Raw genomic sequence first — 14,621 nt, 5'->3', positions numbered from 1 at the left:
GATCATTAAAATCGTATACATGAGTAAGCGAATTCTATGTTTAGTGGCTTCAATTGTTGCATTGAACGCTCAAAGCGCGCTTGGTCAGGTGAGGAGCGAATATTTTCGCAGCTTATCGGCAGACCTGCAAGTAAATGGCGGCTTGCTCAATCAGAAGATCACTGCTATCCCTTTCTCTGAGAACTACCCCGACGCTCTGAATGCTACACAAAGTGATATCAAATTCACCGGAGGCCAATCCATAGGCTATGACTTCCGTCTTGGATATTATTTCAACCGTAAACGTTCGCTGGGTATAGGTGTTGGTATCAATTACTACCAGCAGAAAGGCACCCTCAGCCTCGATACCTTCCATATAGAATTCAGGTCATCTACCGAGAACTATCCTATATTCAGGCAGGTGATATCTACTACCCGCGGCATAAAGGAGACCATAGTGAGCAAGAGCCTGAACGTGCCCATACTGTTGCGCTACAAGAAAGACTTCAACGACAAGCTGGCCCTTACCGTAGACGCAGGTCTGCTGTACAACATAAAGGTGACCAACAGCTACGAGACCGATGCCCGCTTCGACTATGAGGCCATCTACAAATTCGAGGGTCCGGAGCTGGTGTACGACAACTCGCCCATACCCGATCCGTCGTCGCTCATCATCACCAAGGCCGAATACCTGAAAGATTTCCCCAAGGGCGATGTAGTGAAATACTTCATGCACCACGATAGCATAGGCAAAAGCGTGGGTCTGAACCTGGCCGCCAACGAAAAGAAGGGTGATGTGGCTTACAAGTCGGGTTCGCTGGGCTATACCGGCGAAGTAGCTGTGAACTACATGGTGGTAAGGAACATATGCATAAGGGCAGGTGTATACTATACCGCACAGTCTTTCACCAATACATCGAACAATAACGCACTGCGCCTTACCGATACCAAGATAAAGGATGCTGCAACAGGCACCAGCACGGTGAACTATAACTCTCTGCTGAACGAGATGCAGACAGCGAAGACCAGCAACTATGGCATAGTGCTCGGCGCCCGTATCTACTTCAACAGGATGGCATGGAAAGCACCTGCCGACGATGTGAACAGGGTGACACCTGCGAAGGGCCGCGCTCACTAATACCACAAAAGATATACTATACCAGGAGCCCCTGCATACTGCAGGGGCTCTTTATTTATGGCATCGTCCGTGCCTCATTACGCATGCCGGGAATGCGTCTGTAGCGAACTTGCAAAGCATATCCAAAATTTACTGTGGGTACTGTAAAATGCATGAGCTTTCCTTACCTTTGGCTACCTTACCACAGAAGTATATAAAATGAACAAAAACATAGCCTTGCTAGCCGGCGGATATTCAGGCGAATATGTAATATCCATAAAGACAGCAGAGACAATAGAAAAGAACCTTGACGCCAGCAGATACAACGTTTATAAGATAATCGTCACCAAGGAAGGATGGTGCCATGAGCACAACGGACAGAGGTTAAATGTGGACCGCAACGACTTCTCGCTGACCATAGACGGGAAGAAAATAAATTTCGACTGTGTATTCATAGCCATTCATGGCACACCCGGCGAAGATGGCCGTATACAGGGCTACCTGGACATGCTGCAGATACCCTATACCACATGCAACTCTATAGTATCGGCGCTTACCTTCAATAAAAGCTATTGCAACAAGGTGGTACGCTCCTTCAATGTAGTGAACATAGCCAATGCCGTACACCTCATAAAAGGCGAACCCTTCTCTATGGGTGCCATACTGGACCAACTGAAACTACCCCTCTTCGTGAAACCGAACGAGAGCGGCAGCAGCCTGGGCGTGAGCAAGGTAAAGGATGTAGGCGGCCTGCTGCCTGCCATAGAAAAGGCTTTCAAAGAAGACGACCAGGTGCTGATAGAGGAGTTCATAGAAGGCCGCGAGCTGACCATAGGCGTATACCGTACCAATGGCTACCTGCGTGCACTACCCGCTACCGAGATAATAAGCAAGAACGAATTCTTTGACTACGAGGCCAAATATACTCCCGGCGTGACACGCGAAGTGACACCTGCCGAAATAGACAATACCACCCGCGAACAACTGGAGAACAAGGCCATGCATATATACCGCCACCTGAACTGCCGTGGCGTAGTGCGCATGGATTTCATACTGCAGAAGGGAACAGGCAAGCTGTTCTTCCTGGAAGTGAACACCATGCCCGGCCAGAGCGAGAACAGTATAGTACCACAGCAGGTAAGGGCCGCCGGCCTGCACCTGAAGGACTTCTACGGCGAGCTGCTGGAAGACTGCATGAACAACAATAAATAATTACGATACAAGCATGTATCGCGCAATATGAAGGAAAAACTGAAAAATTCGTTCTTGCTGAACCTGGCAGTGGTGCTGGTATCGTGTGTATTGCTGTACATACTGTTCTTCGCATCGCTGCATTGTGTTACCAACCATGGCAAGGAAGTACTGACGCCTGACGTGCGTGGCAAACGTGCCGACAGCGCCATAAAGATATTGAAAGACCTGAAGTTCGATGTGGCCATAGACTCTACCTACGAGCCTGCATTCCGGCCCATGAGCGTACTGAAACAGGTGCCCGATACAGGATCGCTGGTGAAGGAAGGTCGTACCATATTTCTGACGGTGAACATGCTGACACCGCCGCGCATACCCATGCCCAACATAAAGGACCTGTCTTACCGCAGTGCCGAAATGATACTGCGCAACAACAAGCTGATGGTAGGCGATACCACCTACAGGGCCGATATAGCCATGGGCGCCATACTGGAAGCAAGCTATGAGGGCAAACCCATAGCCGCAGGCGCACTGATAACACAGGGCAGCAAGATAGACCTGGTGATAGGCAATGGCCTGGGCAATACCGAATGGGATGTACCTAATGTGACCGGTATGACGGTAGATGAGGCACTGATACTGCTCACCCAGTTCAACCTGCAACCGATGATGGTGCCGGCCAGCCAGATGGACCAGATAACCGATACCCCATCGGCCATAGTTACCGACCAGCGCCCACGCCAGCTGAACGATGCAGGGCAGAAGAACCGTATAAGGATGGGAGACTTCATAGACCTGCAGATAATGCAGAACCCTGCACCGCAGGATATCTACCAGGGCCCGAGCAATACGAACCAGTGACGCAGCGTTAATAACTATGACCCAAAATATAGAATGAGCAAGTGAAACACAGGATCATCGTCTTACAGATATTCATTACCGGCATATTGCTGCTTGCGGGCCTGGCCCATGGGCAGGAGTATGAGGGTCATATCAATTATAATCCTGCTCTTTTCAATACTCCTGTAACTGCCTCACCGGTATTTGCCAAAAAAACTTCCGCTACCGATCCGCTACCCCTACCCTTCTTCGAAGATTTTACCAATACCGGCGTCTACCCCGACATGGCAAAATGGACGGACCGCAATGTATACATCAACAACACCATGGGCTTCAAACCCATAAGCCGCGGCGTAGCCACGTTCGATGCGCTGGACCAGCGGGGCATACCCTACGATTCGTTCAGCAACACCACTTTCCGCATTGCCGATTCGCTCACATCGCAGCCCATAAACCTAAGCCTGAATGTGGTAGCCCCCGGTGATAGTGTGTACTTCAGCTTTTTCTACCAGCCACAGGGCAATGGCTTCTACCCCCTGCCTCAGGATTCGCTCATGCTCTTCTTCAAAACGAGATTTGGCGGGTATGTAAAAATATGGTCGGCACCGGGCAGCACACTACAGCCCTTCAGGCAGGTGATGATACCCATTACCGACACCCTGTATTTCGATAGCTTCTTCCAGTTCGCATTCATCAACAAGGCAGCGCTGGCCTGGGCCGATGCCATATGGAACGTAGACTATATACGCCTTGGTGCAGGCCGGTCGGCAGGCGATACTGTTGTGAATGACCTTGGATTCACTGCAGAGCCTACCTTTCTGCTCAACGACTATACATCCATACCATATCGCCAGTATTTCACCAACCCGGCGGCAGAGCGTGCTACGCAGTACATATGCAGCCTGCGCAACAACTATAATATGCCGGTAGGCGTGAGCGATGCCTATACCGCTACCGCACTACCCCTGGGTACACTGCTGAAACCCGCAACATTAACGCCGGTAACGGTACCGGCAAATACTGTGCAGCAGGTCACCTTTCCACAATACGTTACATTGCTGCCGCTATCCAGCCTGGGGTATTACGAGAAGGTCATTTTCCAGAACAAGTTCTTCATCACATCGCCTGCACCCGGCGACCCTACCGACAATGATACCGTGATACGCGACCAGGTATTCGACAACTACCTGGCCTATGACGATGGCTCTGCCGAAAAAAGCTATTACCTGAGCCTGTACCCTACCCTGCCGGGCCGTATAGCCATAGAGCACCACCTGAACCGGGCCGATACCATGCGCGGCATGTCCATATACTTTGGCAGGCAGGTACCGTTCGCCTTCAATAAAGGTTTCAACATCAATGTATACCGCTCACTGGCAGGCGTGAATGGCGCCCCGGCCGATGAGCTGCTGTATACCAAAGAGTACTGTATGCCCGGCTATGCCGACACCATCAACAATTTTTGGGTATATCGCTTCGACGATGCGCTGCCACTGCCACCGGGCACCTTCTTCGCAGGAATATTTCTGCCTGCAGAGAGCGGCAGCGACAGCCTGTACCTGGGGCTGGATGTGAACCGTATAGGCAGCAACCACACCTATTTCAAAGTACTATCGGCATGGGAGCCATCGCTCATCAGCGGGGCCATAATGATGCGCCCCCTGCTGGGCCAGGATGTAACAGGTACACGCCTGCCCGATGTGCCCGCAGTGAAATGGAGCTGGAACATATACCCCAACCCCGCCAGGGATGTAGTAAGAATAGACCATGAAGGTAGCGCACGCGCCACATATGCCATTATGGACATACAGGGCCGCAAAGTGGCAGAGGGCGCTGTGAGCAGGGACATGAGCATAGACATATCGTCTTTCGCACCCGGCATATACTTTGCACGCCTGGTAAGCGGCGATGCCATATACCCTGCCATAAAGCTCATAAAGGAGTAGAGACGAACACCTGTAAGGGAAAGGAACACACAACACAAGACATATGAAACAGATAACAGCAGCAGAACTGAAACAACGCATAGATGCCGGTGAAAAACTGAACATAATAGATGTACGCGAACCTGCAGAATATGCTGAATATAATATGGGCGGCAAGCTGATACCCCTGGGCCAGATAATGGGTATGCAACTGGAGGAACTGGAAGACCTGCGCAACGAAGAGGTGATACTGCATTGCAAAGGCGGCACACGCAGCACACAGGCCGGGCTGATGCTGGAGCAGGCAGGCTTTACCAATGTAGTGAATCTTACAGGCGGCATCATGGCGTGGAAACAGCTGGGCTAAGCAGCTGTTAGTACCTTTACATTACTATGAGGAAGTATCTACTACTGTTGCCGGCGGTATGTGGCGCTATGCTGTGCCATGCCCAGTATAGCGACTCTGTACACCACTATGCGGGGCTGGTATCTACCGGCACATACAACAAGACCACTACCAACAGCTCTTTCGTGCTGTCGAATATGCTGAAGCTGGGTATACGGCAAAAAGCCTATGCCTGCAATGGCAATGTGAGCTGGCTGTATGGCCAGCAGCAGGGCAACCTTACCAACAATGACGTAGTGGCCACTGCCGACATCAACCTGTACAAGACATTTCCCAACTTTTACTATTGGGGGCTTGCCAACTATACGTCCAGCTTCTCGCTGAAGATAATAGACCAGTACCAGGCGGGCGCTGGCATAGCGTACAATATACTGGATACTAAAAATGCTTACCTGAACGTGAGCGACGGTATCATTTATGAGAACAGCAACATCATACTGGCAGACTCTACGGACAAGTACAGTACTTACCGCAATTCGTTCCGCTTGTCGTTCAGGTTCGTGATAAAAGATATGGTCACCATCAGCAGCATGTCTTTTTACCAGAATTCGTTCAATTCTTCTACAGACTACATAATACGCAGCAATGCCACGCTGGGTGTAAAGGTGCGCAAATGGTTGTCGCTGAATACCACCTATACCTACAACCGTTTTAACCGTACAGGGCGCGAGAATACGCTTCTGAATTACGGCCTTACAGTAGAAAAATACTTTTAACCGAAGCTTTATTTGGTGGCTGTATACAGCGTGGTCACACCCAGGGTCAGCGGGCGTGCATTGGCCTTGCTGAAACCGCATTTGGTAAGTATATCGCAGAAACGCTGCCCATCAGGGAATGCCTGTACCGATTCGGGCAGGTAGGTATATGCCCTGCTATGTTTAGACACCATGCGTCCTATAGCAGGCAGCACATATTTGAAGTACATGCCGTAGAGCTGCTTCACGGGAAAGGCCGTGGGAGATGAGAATTCCAGTATGGCCAGTTGCCCGCCGGGGCGCATCACCCGCTGCATCTCGCGCAGGCCTGCCTCCAGGTTCTCGAAGTTGCGCACACCATAGGCACACATCACCGCATCGAAGCTATTGGCCTCGAAAGGCAGCGCTTCGCTATCGCCCTGCTGCATGGCTATGCATTTGTCCAGCCCCAGCTCGCTTATTTTCTTCCGGCCATGGTCCAGCATCTGTACCGCTATATCCAGGCCTGTCACATGCGCATCGGTAGCGCGCGCGGCGGCTATGGCCAGGTCGCCGGTACCGGTAGCTATATCCAGTATAGCAGCAGGCTTTATGGCGCTTACCACGGCTATGGCCTTCTTCCTCCATGTCTTGTCTATACCCAGAGAAAGAAGATGGTTCAGAAGGTCGTACTTGCCCGCAATGTTATTGAACATTTCGGCCACCTGCTCCTTTTTGCTCTGTGCCGATGCCGCATTCGGCATCACTACGGCCTGCTCACGGTCTGATGTTGTTTGCATGGATCGCAAAGGTACGAATTGTGGGTCTAGAACAACGATACATTACCCGAAACATATGGATCTCACGGCCCCTTATACCTACCGGGCATTGTCATTAATTTGTAACTTTGAACACCGCTCACTTACCATCTCTTCACTTAAAAACCGACCATTATGCTAACATCCCGATGCCCGGAAAAAAGAAATATACTGAGGAAAATAAGGAGGGCAGCGATAACGCTATTGCTGGCCATACCTGTGGTGGCCAATGCCACTACGGCTTCGGTGACACGCACATCGACCAATAACATCATATGTACCAACTATGCCGCTGCAGGGCTATCGCCCAAATGGACAGCGCTCAATACCATAGGGATAGATGAGGTAGATACATATGGGTTCGGAAATACCGGCAGCACATTCTTCATAAGCATAAGGATTGATGCACCGGCAGGCTGGGAATTCAATTCAGCGCACATACCCGCCATATCTGTATCTACTGGCGACCTGGAGGGGTCTTCTACCATAGCATCATTCACGTCAGCGGCCATCACCATAAATGTGAGTGGCACCGGCGACATGGCCCTTGACCATATACGGGTGAACGACCTGCAGGCCCGCCCTGCTACCACCAGCCCATCGGCAGGCAATGTTACTATCTCAGTGCTATCGGGCACCATTATAGGCATAGCAGGTGGTGAGAGCCTCGGCACACTGACCCCAGAGACCGCTGTAGCAGGTACGGCATCGGTAAGCGTGGGCGCTACAGCTACCGCTATCTGCGCAGGCGAGCATGTGACATTTACTGCTACCCCCACAAATGGCGGCCTTGCACCATCTTACCAATGGCGCATCAATGGTGCCGATGTACCTGGGGCCACTTTCGATGCCTACACTTCTTCTGCCCTTGCTGATGGCGATGAAGTAGATGTGGTGATGACAGGCTATGGCTGCATCACGAGCCCCAATGCAGTATCCGGCATCACTACCATGACGATAACACCATCGCCTGCGGTCATTACCGGCACTACTGCCATATGCCTGCACGATGTGACCAGCCTTGGCAGCTCACCTACAGGTGGCACCTGGAGCAGTAGTGATATGGCCGTTGGCACAGTAAGCACCACCGGCGAGGTGACAGGGCTAAGTGCAGGCACTACCACCATTACCTATGAGCTGGCATCGGGCTGCAAGGCCACTGCCGATGTGACCGTGAGCGATCCGCCGGAGGCCTTTGCGGTAACAGGCATAGGCAGCTATTGCGCAGGTGGAACAGGGCTTGCAATAGGGCTCGACAATTCTGCCACAGCCACTACATACGACCTATACGATGGCAGCGGCTACATCTCCTCAGAAGTGGGTACAGGGGCAGCTATATCTTTCGGCACATATACTGCGGCAGGCACATATACGGTTACTGCACTGAATATAGCAGGCTGCGCGGCCGATATGACGGGTAGTGCGGTCATCACCATCATACCATTGTCTACCCCCGCAGTATCGGTGACCAGCACACCAGGCGATACCGTATGTAGCGGCACTGCGGTCACCTTTACGGCCACGCCTGTGAGCGGCGGCACTGCACCTACCTATGCCTGGAGCGTGAACAGTATGCCCATGGGTACCGGCGACACCTACAGCTATACGCCTGCCAATGGCGATGTAGTGAATGTAGTGCTGACCAGCAATGTAGTATGCCCTACCACTACCACTGCTACCGATGGTGTGACCATGGTGGTAGTGCCCTACCAGGCACCCGCTGTGACCATTGCAGCCACCAACACCAGAGTATGCCAGCATACACCCGTTATATACAGCGTGGCCGGCACGGCATATGGCGGCGCCGGGCCGGTATATACATGGTACAAGGGCGCTACATCTACTGGTATCACAGGCCCGGTATATACCTACGCGCCTGCTAATGGCGATGTGGTATCGGTACGGCTGAACAGCAACTATCGCTGCACCAGCAGCAACAATGTGGCCAGCAATGCCATTACTATGTATGTAGATAGTGTTTATGCGCCTTCTGTATCCATATCGGCCAATACGGGCCTGAACATAGCTGCCGGTGAGCGTGTCACATTCACGGCTGCAACGGCAAGCGCAGGGGCCACACCCGGCTACCAATGGGTAAAGAACAAAACAGCTATTCCCGGTGCTACTGCGGCCACATATACCACTGCTGCACTTGCCAATAACGACTCTATTACCTGCGTGGTATGGGGCTCGGGCCTGTGTTCCTATCATTCTTTCAACTCGGTAAAGATGAAGGTGGCTGCAGGTATAGACCAAGTGGGACCAGGCTTAACAGGCATCTCCCTTTCCCCTAACCCCAACAATGGCAGCTTCTACCTAAAAGGCTCACTGAACACCGGTACAGATACCGAGGTATGGCTGGAAGTGACCAATATGATGGGGCAGGTGATATATAGCACCAGTACCATAACAAATGATGGCAACATAGACACCTATGTGCAGCCGGCCGACATATGGCCCGATGGCATGTACATACTGAGTGTACGCACCGCCACGGCCAATAGCGCCATCCGTTTTACTAAACAACACTAATACCGCGCATAACAGATCAAGGAACAGCCCTGTATAGTACAGGGCTGTTCTTTTTTGTATACGCATATCATATCCATTTATCCGGGGTTTGTGTTTTTTGCGCGTTCTTTGCAGCACAATGTCACAGGGAAACGTTTTCTACTATATATTCCGTTTGCTGCTGTTCCCGTTCGCCCTTATATATGGCGCGCTGGTGTGGCTGCGCAACCGCATGTACGATACCGGTTTCTATTCCTCGGTACGCTTCAGCGTGCCGGTCATATCTATAGGCAACCTCTCTACAGGCGGCACAGGCAAAACACCTCATGTAGAGTATCTCATAAGGCTACTGCAATACCGCTACCGCGTGGCCACTATGAGCCGGGGCTACAAGCGGCATACGCGTGGTTTCCTGCTGGCAAATGAACAGTCCAATGCATTGCGTATAGGCGATGAGCCCATGCAATACCACCTGAAATTTCCCGAGCTGGTAGTGAGTGTGGCCGAAGAGCGAATGACAGGTATACCTTCCCTGCTGCAGCGCAGGCCCGGTGTGGATGTCATACTGCTGGACGATGCCTACCAGCACCGATCTGTAAAGGCAGGTATGAACATCCTCATCACCGACCGTTCGCACCCTTATTACAGCGATCATATACTGCCATTCGGCAACCTGCGCGAAAGCAAAAGCGCCGCTAAACGTGCCGACATCATCATAGTATCGAAATGCCCGGAGAATTTCCCACGCCAGCAGGCCGATGAGATGGTAAAACGTATAGCCCCAAAGCCGCACCAGCAGGTATTCTTCACCGGGCTGCGATACAATATGCCCTACGACTTCTTTACCGGTCAGCCGGTGAACATAGCAGGCACCCATGCGCTGCTGGTGTGCGGCATAGCCCGACCCGAGCCGCTTGTGGCCTTCCTGGGGCAGCATGTGACGGGCATACACTCACTGCCCTACAAAGACCATCATTACTTCGTATCGTCAGACCTGGAGGAGATAAAGACCGCCTACGACAACTGGGACACCCCCAACAAGATAATAGTGACCACCGAAAAAGATGCCACCCGCCTGCGCCTGCACTACGAAAAGCTGGTGCAATGGGGGATTGCCATTGTCATACTGCCTATAGAGGTACATGTGCTCTTTGGTATGGGCGAGCAGCTCGATAGTATCATAAACACTTATGTAGACAGCGTGGTAATGGAGAACAATGGCGGTGAATTTCCACCCCTGCCTGATGTAGGGCCTTTTACACCATAGCAACAAAAAGGCAGCACACATGTGCTGCCAGTTCAGATATGGCCGTTCTTTATCTTTCGGCCTAGTGTTTCTTGTCACTCTTTACACCCTTTCGGTTGTGAGTAACGTGCGAACCCTTATTTTCCTGTTCTTCGCCGGTACGGGAGTCAAGGTCATCCTTGTTCTCTACCCTTTTACCGCCCGATCGTGAGGCCGCCGGGTCCATGCGGGTATTCCTCACGTTGGGATCCTGATCTTTCCTTTTCATAGCACAGATCTTTAGTGAAGTATAAAGTTACGACACGACCTGTGTAAATGAGGTTAAAGAAGGTATAAACAAATACTAAAACCCGCTACTGCAGTGCATCTTAGCTACTTTACCTTAATAAGGAGGTCCTCAGAGAATTTCACATTGTACCCACTCTCCCATTTTATTTTCTGCCATTCTGATGTCACTGTGATAGAGGCAGTTCTATCGCCTGCCTTTACAGATAATGGCAGAGAAAAACCGGGCACTACATTCGTGAACCTGTAACTAAGCTCACCATTGCTCACGCTATATTCTATCTCGGGTATATCCTTTCGGCGCAGGTACTGATCGAAGAAGGCATTGAGCTTCAGGCCTGTCATACGCGCTATGTATTCTTCTACCTGTGCCGTGGTAACGGTGCTGTGATAGAACTCGCTGCCCAGCCCGCGCAGCATGGCCCTGAATTTTTGATCGTCGCCGGTAAGTATGCGTATCATGTGCATTATCGCCTCGCCCTTCTCGTATATATCGCCCGTGCCTTCCGAGTTCACTCCGTAAGATGATACAACGGGCGCCTCGTTCTTTATATTATGCCACAGGCCACGGCTATACTTCAGTCCTTTTGTCCATCCCTGCTGGCACTCGGTAAAGAGCGCCTCTGAGTAAGAGGTGATGCCCTCATGTATCCAGTTGTCGGCCATATCGCGCGCGGTCACATTATTGCCGAACCACTCATGCCCGCTTTCGTGAATGATGATGTAATCCCACTTCAGCCCAAAACCCGTAAGCGAGCGGTCGTACCCCTTATAACCCATCTTGTAATCGTTGCCATAGGCAATGGCGCTCTGGTGTTCCATGCCCAGGTAGGGTGCTTCTACCAGTTTATAGCCATCCTCATAAAAGGGATATGGGCCCATCCAGTACTCGAAACAGCGTATCATTGGCTTTACCACCTCGAACTGCTTGCGGGCTTTTTCCTCATTGCTGCGCAGTACATAATAACCCAGGTCCAGCTTACCTTTTTCGCCTAGCAGGGTATCGCTCCAGTGTACATAGTCGCCTATGTAAAAGGTAACATCATAATTGTTTATCGGGTTGCGTACTTCCCATATGGTCGTTTTGTAGCTGCCATCGCTATGCTCACTTTCCTTGCGGCCATTGCTTATGGCCTGCAGGTTGGCAGGCGCTTCCAGGCTTATGCGCATACCCTGTTCAGGCTCTTCCCATTGGGCATCCTTGCAGGGCCACCATACGCTGGCACCCAGTCCCTGGCACGATACCGCTATGAGCGGTACCCCTGCCTCATCATGCCGCCAGCTAAAGCCACCATCCCAGGGTGGGTTCACTGCCTTGCGGGGTGTGCCATGGTAGTAAAGCACCAGCGATGCCGTGCTATCCATAGGGGTTCTGCGGAAGTCGTGCAATATCCACCATGCATTGCCGTCCCTTACAAAGGCCGCCCGCTGTATGCGCGATGAGTGGATAGAAGGTATGACAAAAACACTATCCAACTGCATGGGTTCCTGCAGGTCTATCTGCATGCTATCGGTAGTGGCACCGGTGATCTTGTAGAATATCTGCACCCGTCCACTAATGCTTTCTTTCAGGGTATCGAACCGCACATCCAGGTGATAGCGGCGTACATCCCACCAGCTACGGCCACGCCCATTGCTGCCGCGCAGGGTATCGGCACGGTCGAATGCGAATGTATGGGCCGGGGCCAACAGACCTACCACCAGCAGGATGGAACTGAATATATGCTTCATACCCCTGCAAGATACACAGTAGCGCACATACGGTGCGCGCCCCGCGGTGTGAAATAGGTAGGGAATTTCAGAGCCACATATTATAGCAGAGAGGGCAGCCTTGCGGGCTGCCCTCTCCATATCTCTACCCTTTTCGGGTACTATTAGCGGTGTTTCAGCGACATTATCACCCTGCGGTTCTTCGAGCGGCCTTCGGCGGTATTGTTGTCAGCTACCGGCTGACGGCTACCATGGCCTATCGCTACCAGGCGTTTGGGGTTAGCGCCCATGTCTATGAGGTATTTCCTCACAGCGTTCGCACGGCGGAATGAAAGCGCATCGTTCACAGCATTACCACCGGTTATATCGGTATGACCATCTATAACTATGTAAGCGTTCTCGTGCGTGTTCAGCTCCATTATCGCTTCTGCCAGTATGGGGAACGACTCTTCGCTGATCTTGGCCTTGCCTATCTGGAAGAGTATGGGCTCGGTCATATCATGCTCGCGCAGCGGTGCAGGAGCAGGCAGTGGTGGTGGTGGCGGAGGAGGTATGGGGCAACCATCGTTAGATGCCGGACCGGCCTCGTTGGGGCACTTGTCTTCGCTATCCAGTATGCCGTCATTGTCGGTATCGGGGCAACCCATGAACTTGGCAGGACCGGCCTGGTAAGGGCAAGCATCGTCATAGTTAGGTATACCATCGCCATCGCTATCGGGGCAACCGTTGAAGTGCTTCAGACCGGGTACATCCGCGCATGAGTCCTCTGAGTCGGGTATGCCGTCGCCATCGGTATCGGGGCAGCCGTCGAACTGGGGTACGCCCGGTGTCCATGGACACTTGTCTATCCTGTTAGGCACGCCATCCTTATCCCTGTCGCTGAACTTAGAGAAGTAGAAACGAACGCCCAGGTTACCACCGTAAGAAGATGCTTTGGTGGTGGTAGAATTGCTCAGGAAGGAGTTGTACTCACCCAGCCTGTCGGTAAGGTGTGCACCTGTAGGCGCATGTGTGAACAGCTGGTACAGGTAATAGCCGCCTATGTTCAGCGCTACCTTGTCTGAAAGGTACAGGCTGTAAGAAGGCTGGAACATGAAACCTACAGAGCTCTGTGCATAAGACACCGAGCCTGTGGTCTTTGCTGCCTGTACATCCCAACCCACATTGTAGCCATTGTTTATACGCTGCGATGTGAGGTATGCTGCTGCATCGCCACCGGGATGCGTTTTCAGGTACTGGTCGGCAGTGATGAGGAGCGACGTACCGCCCGGAGTGGGCGAATTGTCATATACCGTAGCTACACCATTGCCGGTGTTCACATGCTTGTATATGGCCTCGTAGTTGAACCTTGCATCGGTAGTGTACTCGTTCTTCATAGACACGTTGTACACCAGGCCCGCATCGGCGGTGATACCCGAGCGTTTTGTGAACCTGTATTTGAATTTCAGCACCAGCGGTATGCTGATGTTGGTCATCTTCAGCTGCTCCTTTATGGGGTTGGCAGAAGTGATGATCTGGCGGAACACATCGCCATTGCCGTCCGTAGACTGGAACTCTACCTTATACTTGTCCAGTGTGGCATCGCCGGTCTGCATCAGGTACATAAGACCTGTACCTATACCGAAGTGGCTCTTCTTATCGAAGAAGAAACCTATCTGCGCATTGCCTCCATAAGACATCCCATTTTCGAACTTCACGCTGCCTATGCCCGATGAATTGAGCGCATTGGTATAGTTGAGCACAGGATTGGTAGTGGTTATATCCTGAGTGAGCATACCGCCCATTGCATTTATATCTATCACCCAGCGAGGAAGCCCGTCATCCGTCGTGTACTTCTTGGGTGGTGGTGTCGTCTGTGCGATGGCTGATAACGCTCCATTGGCTGCTATCAACAAGAAGAACAGTTTTTTCATCTACTG

The 14,621-nt window shown here is 51.8% G+C and carries 12 protein-coding genes; 8 read left to right on the top strand and 4 right to left on the bottom strand.

Going from position 1 to position 14,621, the window contains the following annotated elements; genetic code table 11:
* Positions 1–61: 61 nt before the first annotated feature.
* The 6 genes from ABD843_RS01545 (at position 62) to ABD843_RS01520 (ending at position 6,174) form a co-directional block, all read left to right on the top strand.
* Positions 62–1,117, top strand: coding sequence for a hypothetical protein (locus tag ABD843_RS01545; protein WP_345077462.1), 1,056 nt, complete (start codon positions 62–64; stop codon positions 1,115–1,117).
* Positions 1,118–1,315: 198 nt separating this feature from the next.
* Positions 1,316–2,308: a D-alanine--D-alanine ligase gene (locus ABD843_RS01540; protein WP_345077459.1), complete on the top strand. Its 993-nt coding sequence runs from the start codon at positions 1,316–1,318 to the stop codon at positions 2,306–2,308.
* Between the two features lie 27 nt (positions 2,309–2,335).
* Positions 2,336–3,148 carry a PASTA domain-containing protein gene (locus tag ABD843_RS01535; RefSeq protein WP_345077457.1) on the top strand — a complete coding sequence of 271 codons (813 nt, stop codon included), beginning with the start codon at positions 2,336–2,338 and terminating at the stop codon, positions 3,146–3,148.
* A gap of 41 nt (positions 3,149–3,189) precedes the next feature.
* Positions 3,190–5,073 carry a T9SS type A sorting domain-containing protein gene (locus ABD843_RS01530; RefSeq protein WP_345077455.1) on the top strand — a complete coding sequence of 628 codons (1,884 nt, stop codon included), beginning with the start codon at positions 3,190–3,192 and terminating at the stop codon, positions 5,071–5,073.
* A 43-nt stretch (positions 5,074–5,116) separates the two neighbouring features.
* Positions 5,117–5,419 (top strand): rhodanese-like domain-containing protein, encoded by a 303-nt coding sequence (locus tag ABD843_RS01525; protein WP_345077452.1) that lies wholly within the window; start codon positions 5,117–5,119, stop codon positions 5,417–5,419.
* A gap of 26 nt (positions 5,420–5,445) precedes the next feature.
* Positions 5,446–6,174, top strand: a complete 729-nt coding sequence (locus tag ABD843_RS01520) for a DUF481 domain-containing protein (RefSeq protein WP_345077450.1) — start codon at positions 5,446–5,448, stop codon at positions 6,172–6,174.
* A gap of 8 nt (positions 6,175–6,182) precedes the next feature.
* On the opposite strand, the gene ubiE is transcribed toward ABD843_RS01520, so the two are convergent.
* Positions 6,183–6,932 (bottom strand): bifunctional demethylmenaquinone methyltransferase/2-methoxy-6-polyprenyl-1,4-benzoquinol methylase UbiE, encoded by a 750-nt coding sequence (gene ubiE / locus ABD843_RS01515; RefSeq protein ID WP_345077447.1) that lies wholly within the window; start codon positions 6,930–6,932, stop codon positions 6,183–6,185.
* Between the two features lie 153 nt (positions 6,933–7,085).
* On the opposite strand from ubiE, the gene ABD843_RS01510 reads away from it, so the two are divergent.
* Positions 7,086–9,482, top strand: a complete 2,397-nt coding sequence (locus tag ABD843_RS01510; protein ID WP_345077444.1) for a T9SS type A sorting domain-containing protein — start codon at positions 7,086–7,088, stop codon at positions 9,480–9,482.
* Between the two features lie 118 nt (positions 9,483–9,600).
* Positions 9,601–10,728, top strand: a complete 1,128-nt coding sequence (gene lpxK, locus ABD843_RS01505; protein ID WP_345077441.1) for a tetraacyldisaccharide 4'-kinase — start codon at positions 9,601–9,603, stop codon at positions 10,726–10,728.
* 61 nt (positions 10,729–10,789) lie between these two features.
* Here lpxK and ABD843_RS01500 read toward each other — a convergent pair whose 3' ends face one another.
* The 3 genes from ABD843_RS01500 to ABD843_RS01490 all read right to left on the bottom strand — a co-directional run bounded on the left by ABD843_RS01500 (position 10,790) and on the right by ABD843_RS01490 (position 14,615).
* Positions 10,790–10,975, bottom strand: coding sequence for a hypothetical protein (locus ABD843_RS01500; protein WP_345077438.1), 186 nt, complete (start codon positions 10,973–10,975; stop codon positions 10,790–10,792).
* A 104-nt stretch (positions 10,976–11,079) separates the two neighbouring features.
* Entirely contained in the window at positions 11,080–12,723 is a 1,644-nt protein-coding gene (locus ABD843_RS01495; RefSeq protein ID WP_345077435.1) for a M1 family metallopeptidase, read from the bottom strand.
* A gap of 143 nt (positions 12,724–12,866) precedes the next feature.
* Positions 12,867–14,615 carry an OmpA family protein gene (locus ABD843_RS01490; protein WP_345077432.1) on the bottom strand — a complete coding sequence of 583 codons (1,749 nt, stop codon included), beginning with the start codon at positions 14,613–14,615 and terminating at the stop codon, positions 12,867–12,869.
* Between the last annotated feature and the right edge of the window lie 6 nt (positions 14,616–14,621).

This window comes from Nemorincola caseinilytica, assembly GCF_039540515.1.
GTDB lineage: Bacteria > Bacteroidota > Bacteroidia > Chitinophagales > Chitinophagaceae > Nemorincola > Nemorincola caseinilytica.
Note: the sequence above shows the minus strand (reverse complement) of the source record. Positions and strands in the feature narration are given on the sequence as shown.

Excerpts from the sequence above, each read along its gene's own strand:
- ABD843_RS01540 (WP_345077459.1), top strand. The coding sequence starts at position 1,316 with ATGAACAAAAACATAGCCTTGCTAGCCGGCGGATATTCAGGCGAATAT.
- ABD843_RS01535 (WP_345077457.1), top strand. The coding sequence starts at position 2,336 with ATGAAGGAAAAACTGAAAAATTCGTTCTTGCTGAACCTGGCAGTGGTG.
- ABD843_RS01525 (WP_345077452.1), top strand. The coding sequence starts at position 5,117 with ATGAAACAGATAACAGCAGCAGAACTGAAACAACGCATAGATGCCGGT.
- ABD843_RS01520 (WP_345077450.1), top strand. The coding sequence starts at position 5,446 with ATGAGGAAGTATCTACTACTGTTGCCGGCGGTATGTGGCGCTATGCTG.
- ubiE (WP_345077447.1), bottom strand. The coding sequence starts at position 6,932 with ATGCAAACAACATCAGACCGTGAGCAGGCCGTAGTGATGCCGAATGCG.
- ABD843_RS01510 (WP_345077444.1), top strand. The coding sequence starts at position 7,086 with ATGCTAACATCCCGATGCCCGGAAAAAAGAAATATACTGAGGAAAATA.
- lpxK (WP_345077441.1), top strand. The coding sequence starts at position 9,601 with ATGTCACAGGGAAACGTTTTCTACTATATATTCCGTTTGCTGCTGTTC.
- ABD843_RS01500 (WP_345077438.1), bottom strand. The coding sequence starts at position 10,975 with ATGAAAAGGAAAGATCAGGATCCCAACGTGAGGAATACCCGCATGGAC.
- ABD843_RS01495 (WP_345077435.1), bottom strand. The coding sequence starts at position 12,723 with ATGAAGCATATATTCAGTTCCATCCTGCTGGTGGTAGGTCTGTTGGCC.
- ABD843_RS01490 (WP_345077432.1), bottom strand. The coding sequence starts at position 14,615 with ATGAAAAAACTGTTCTTCTTGTTGATAGCAGCCAATGGAGCGTTATCA.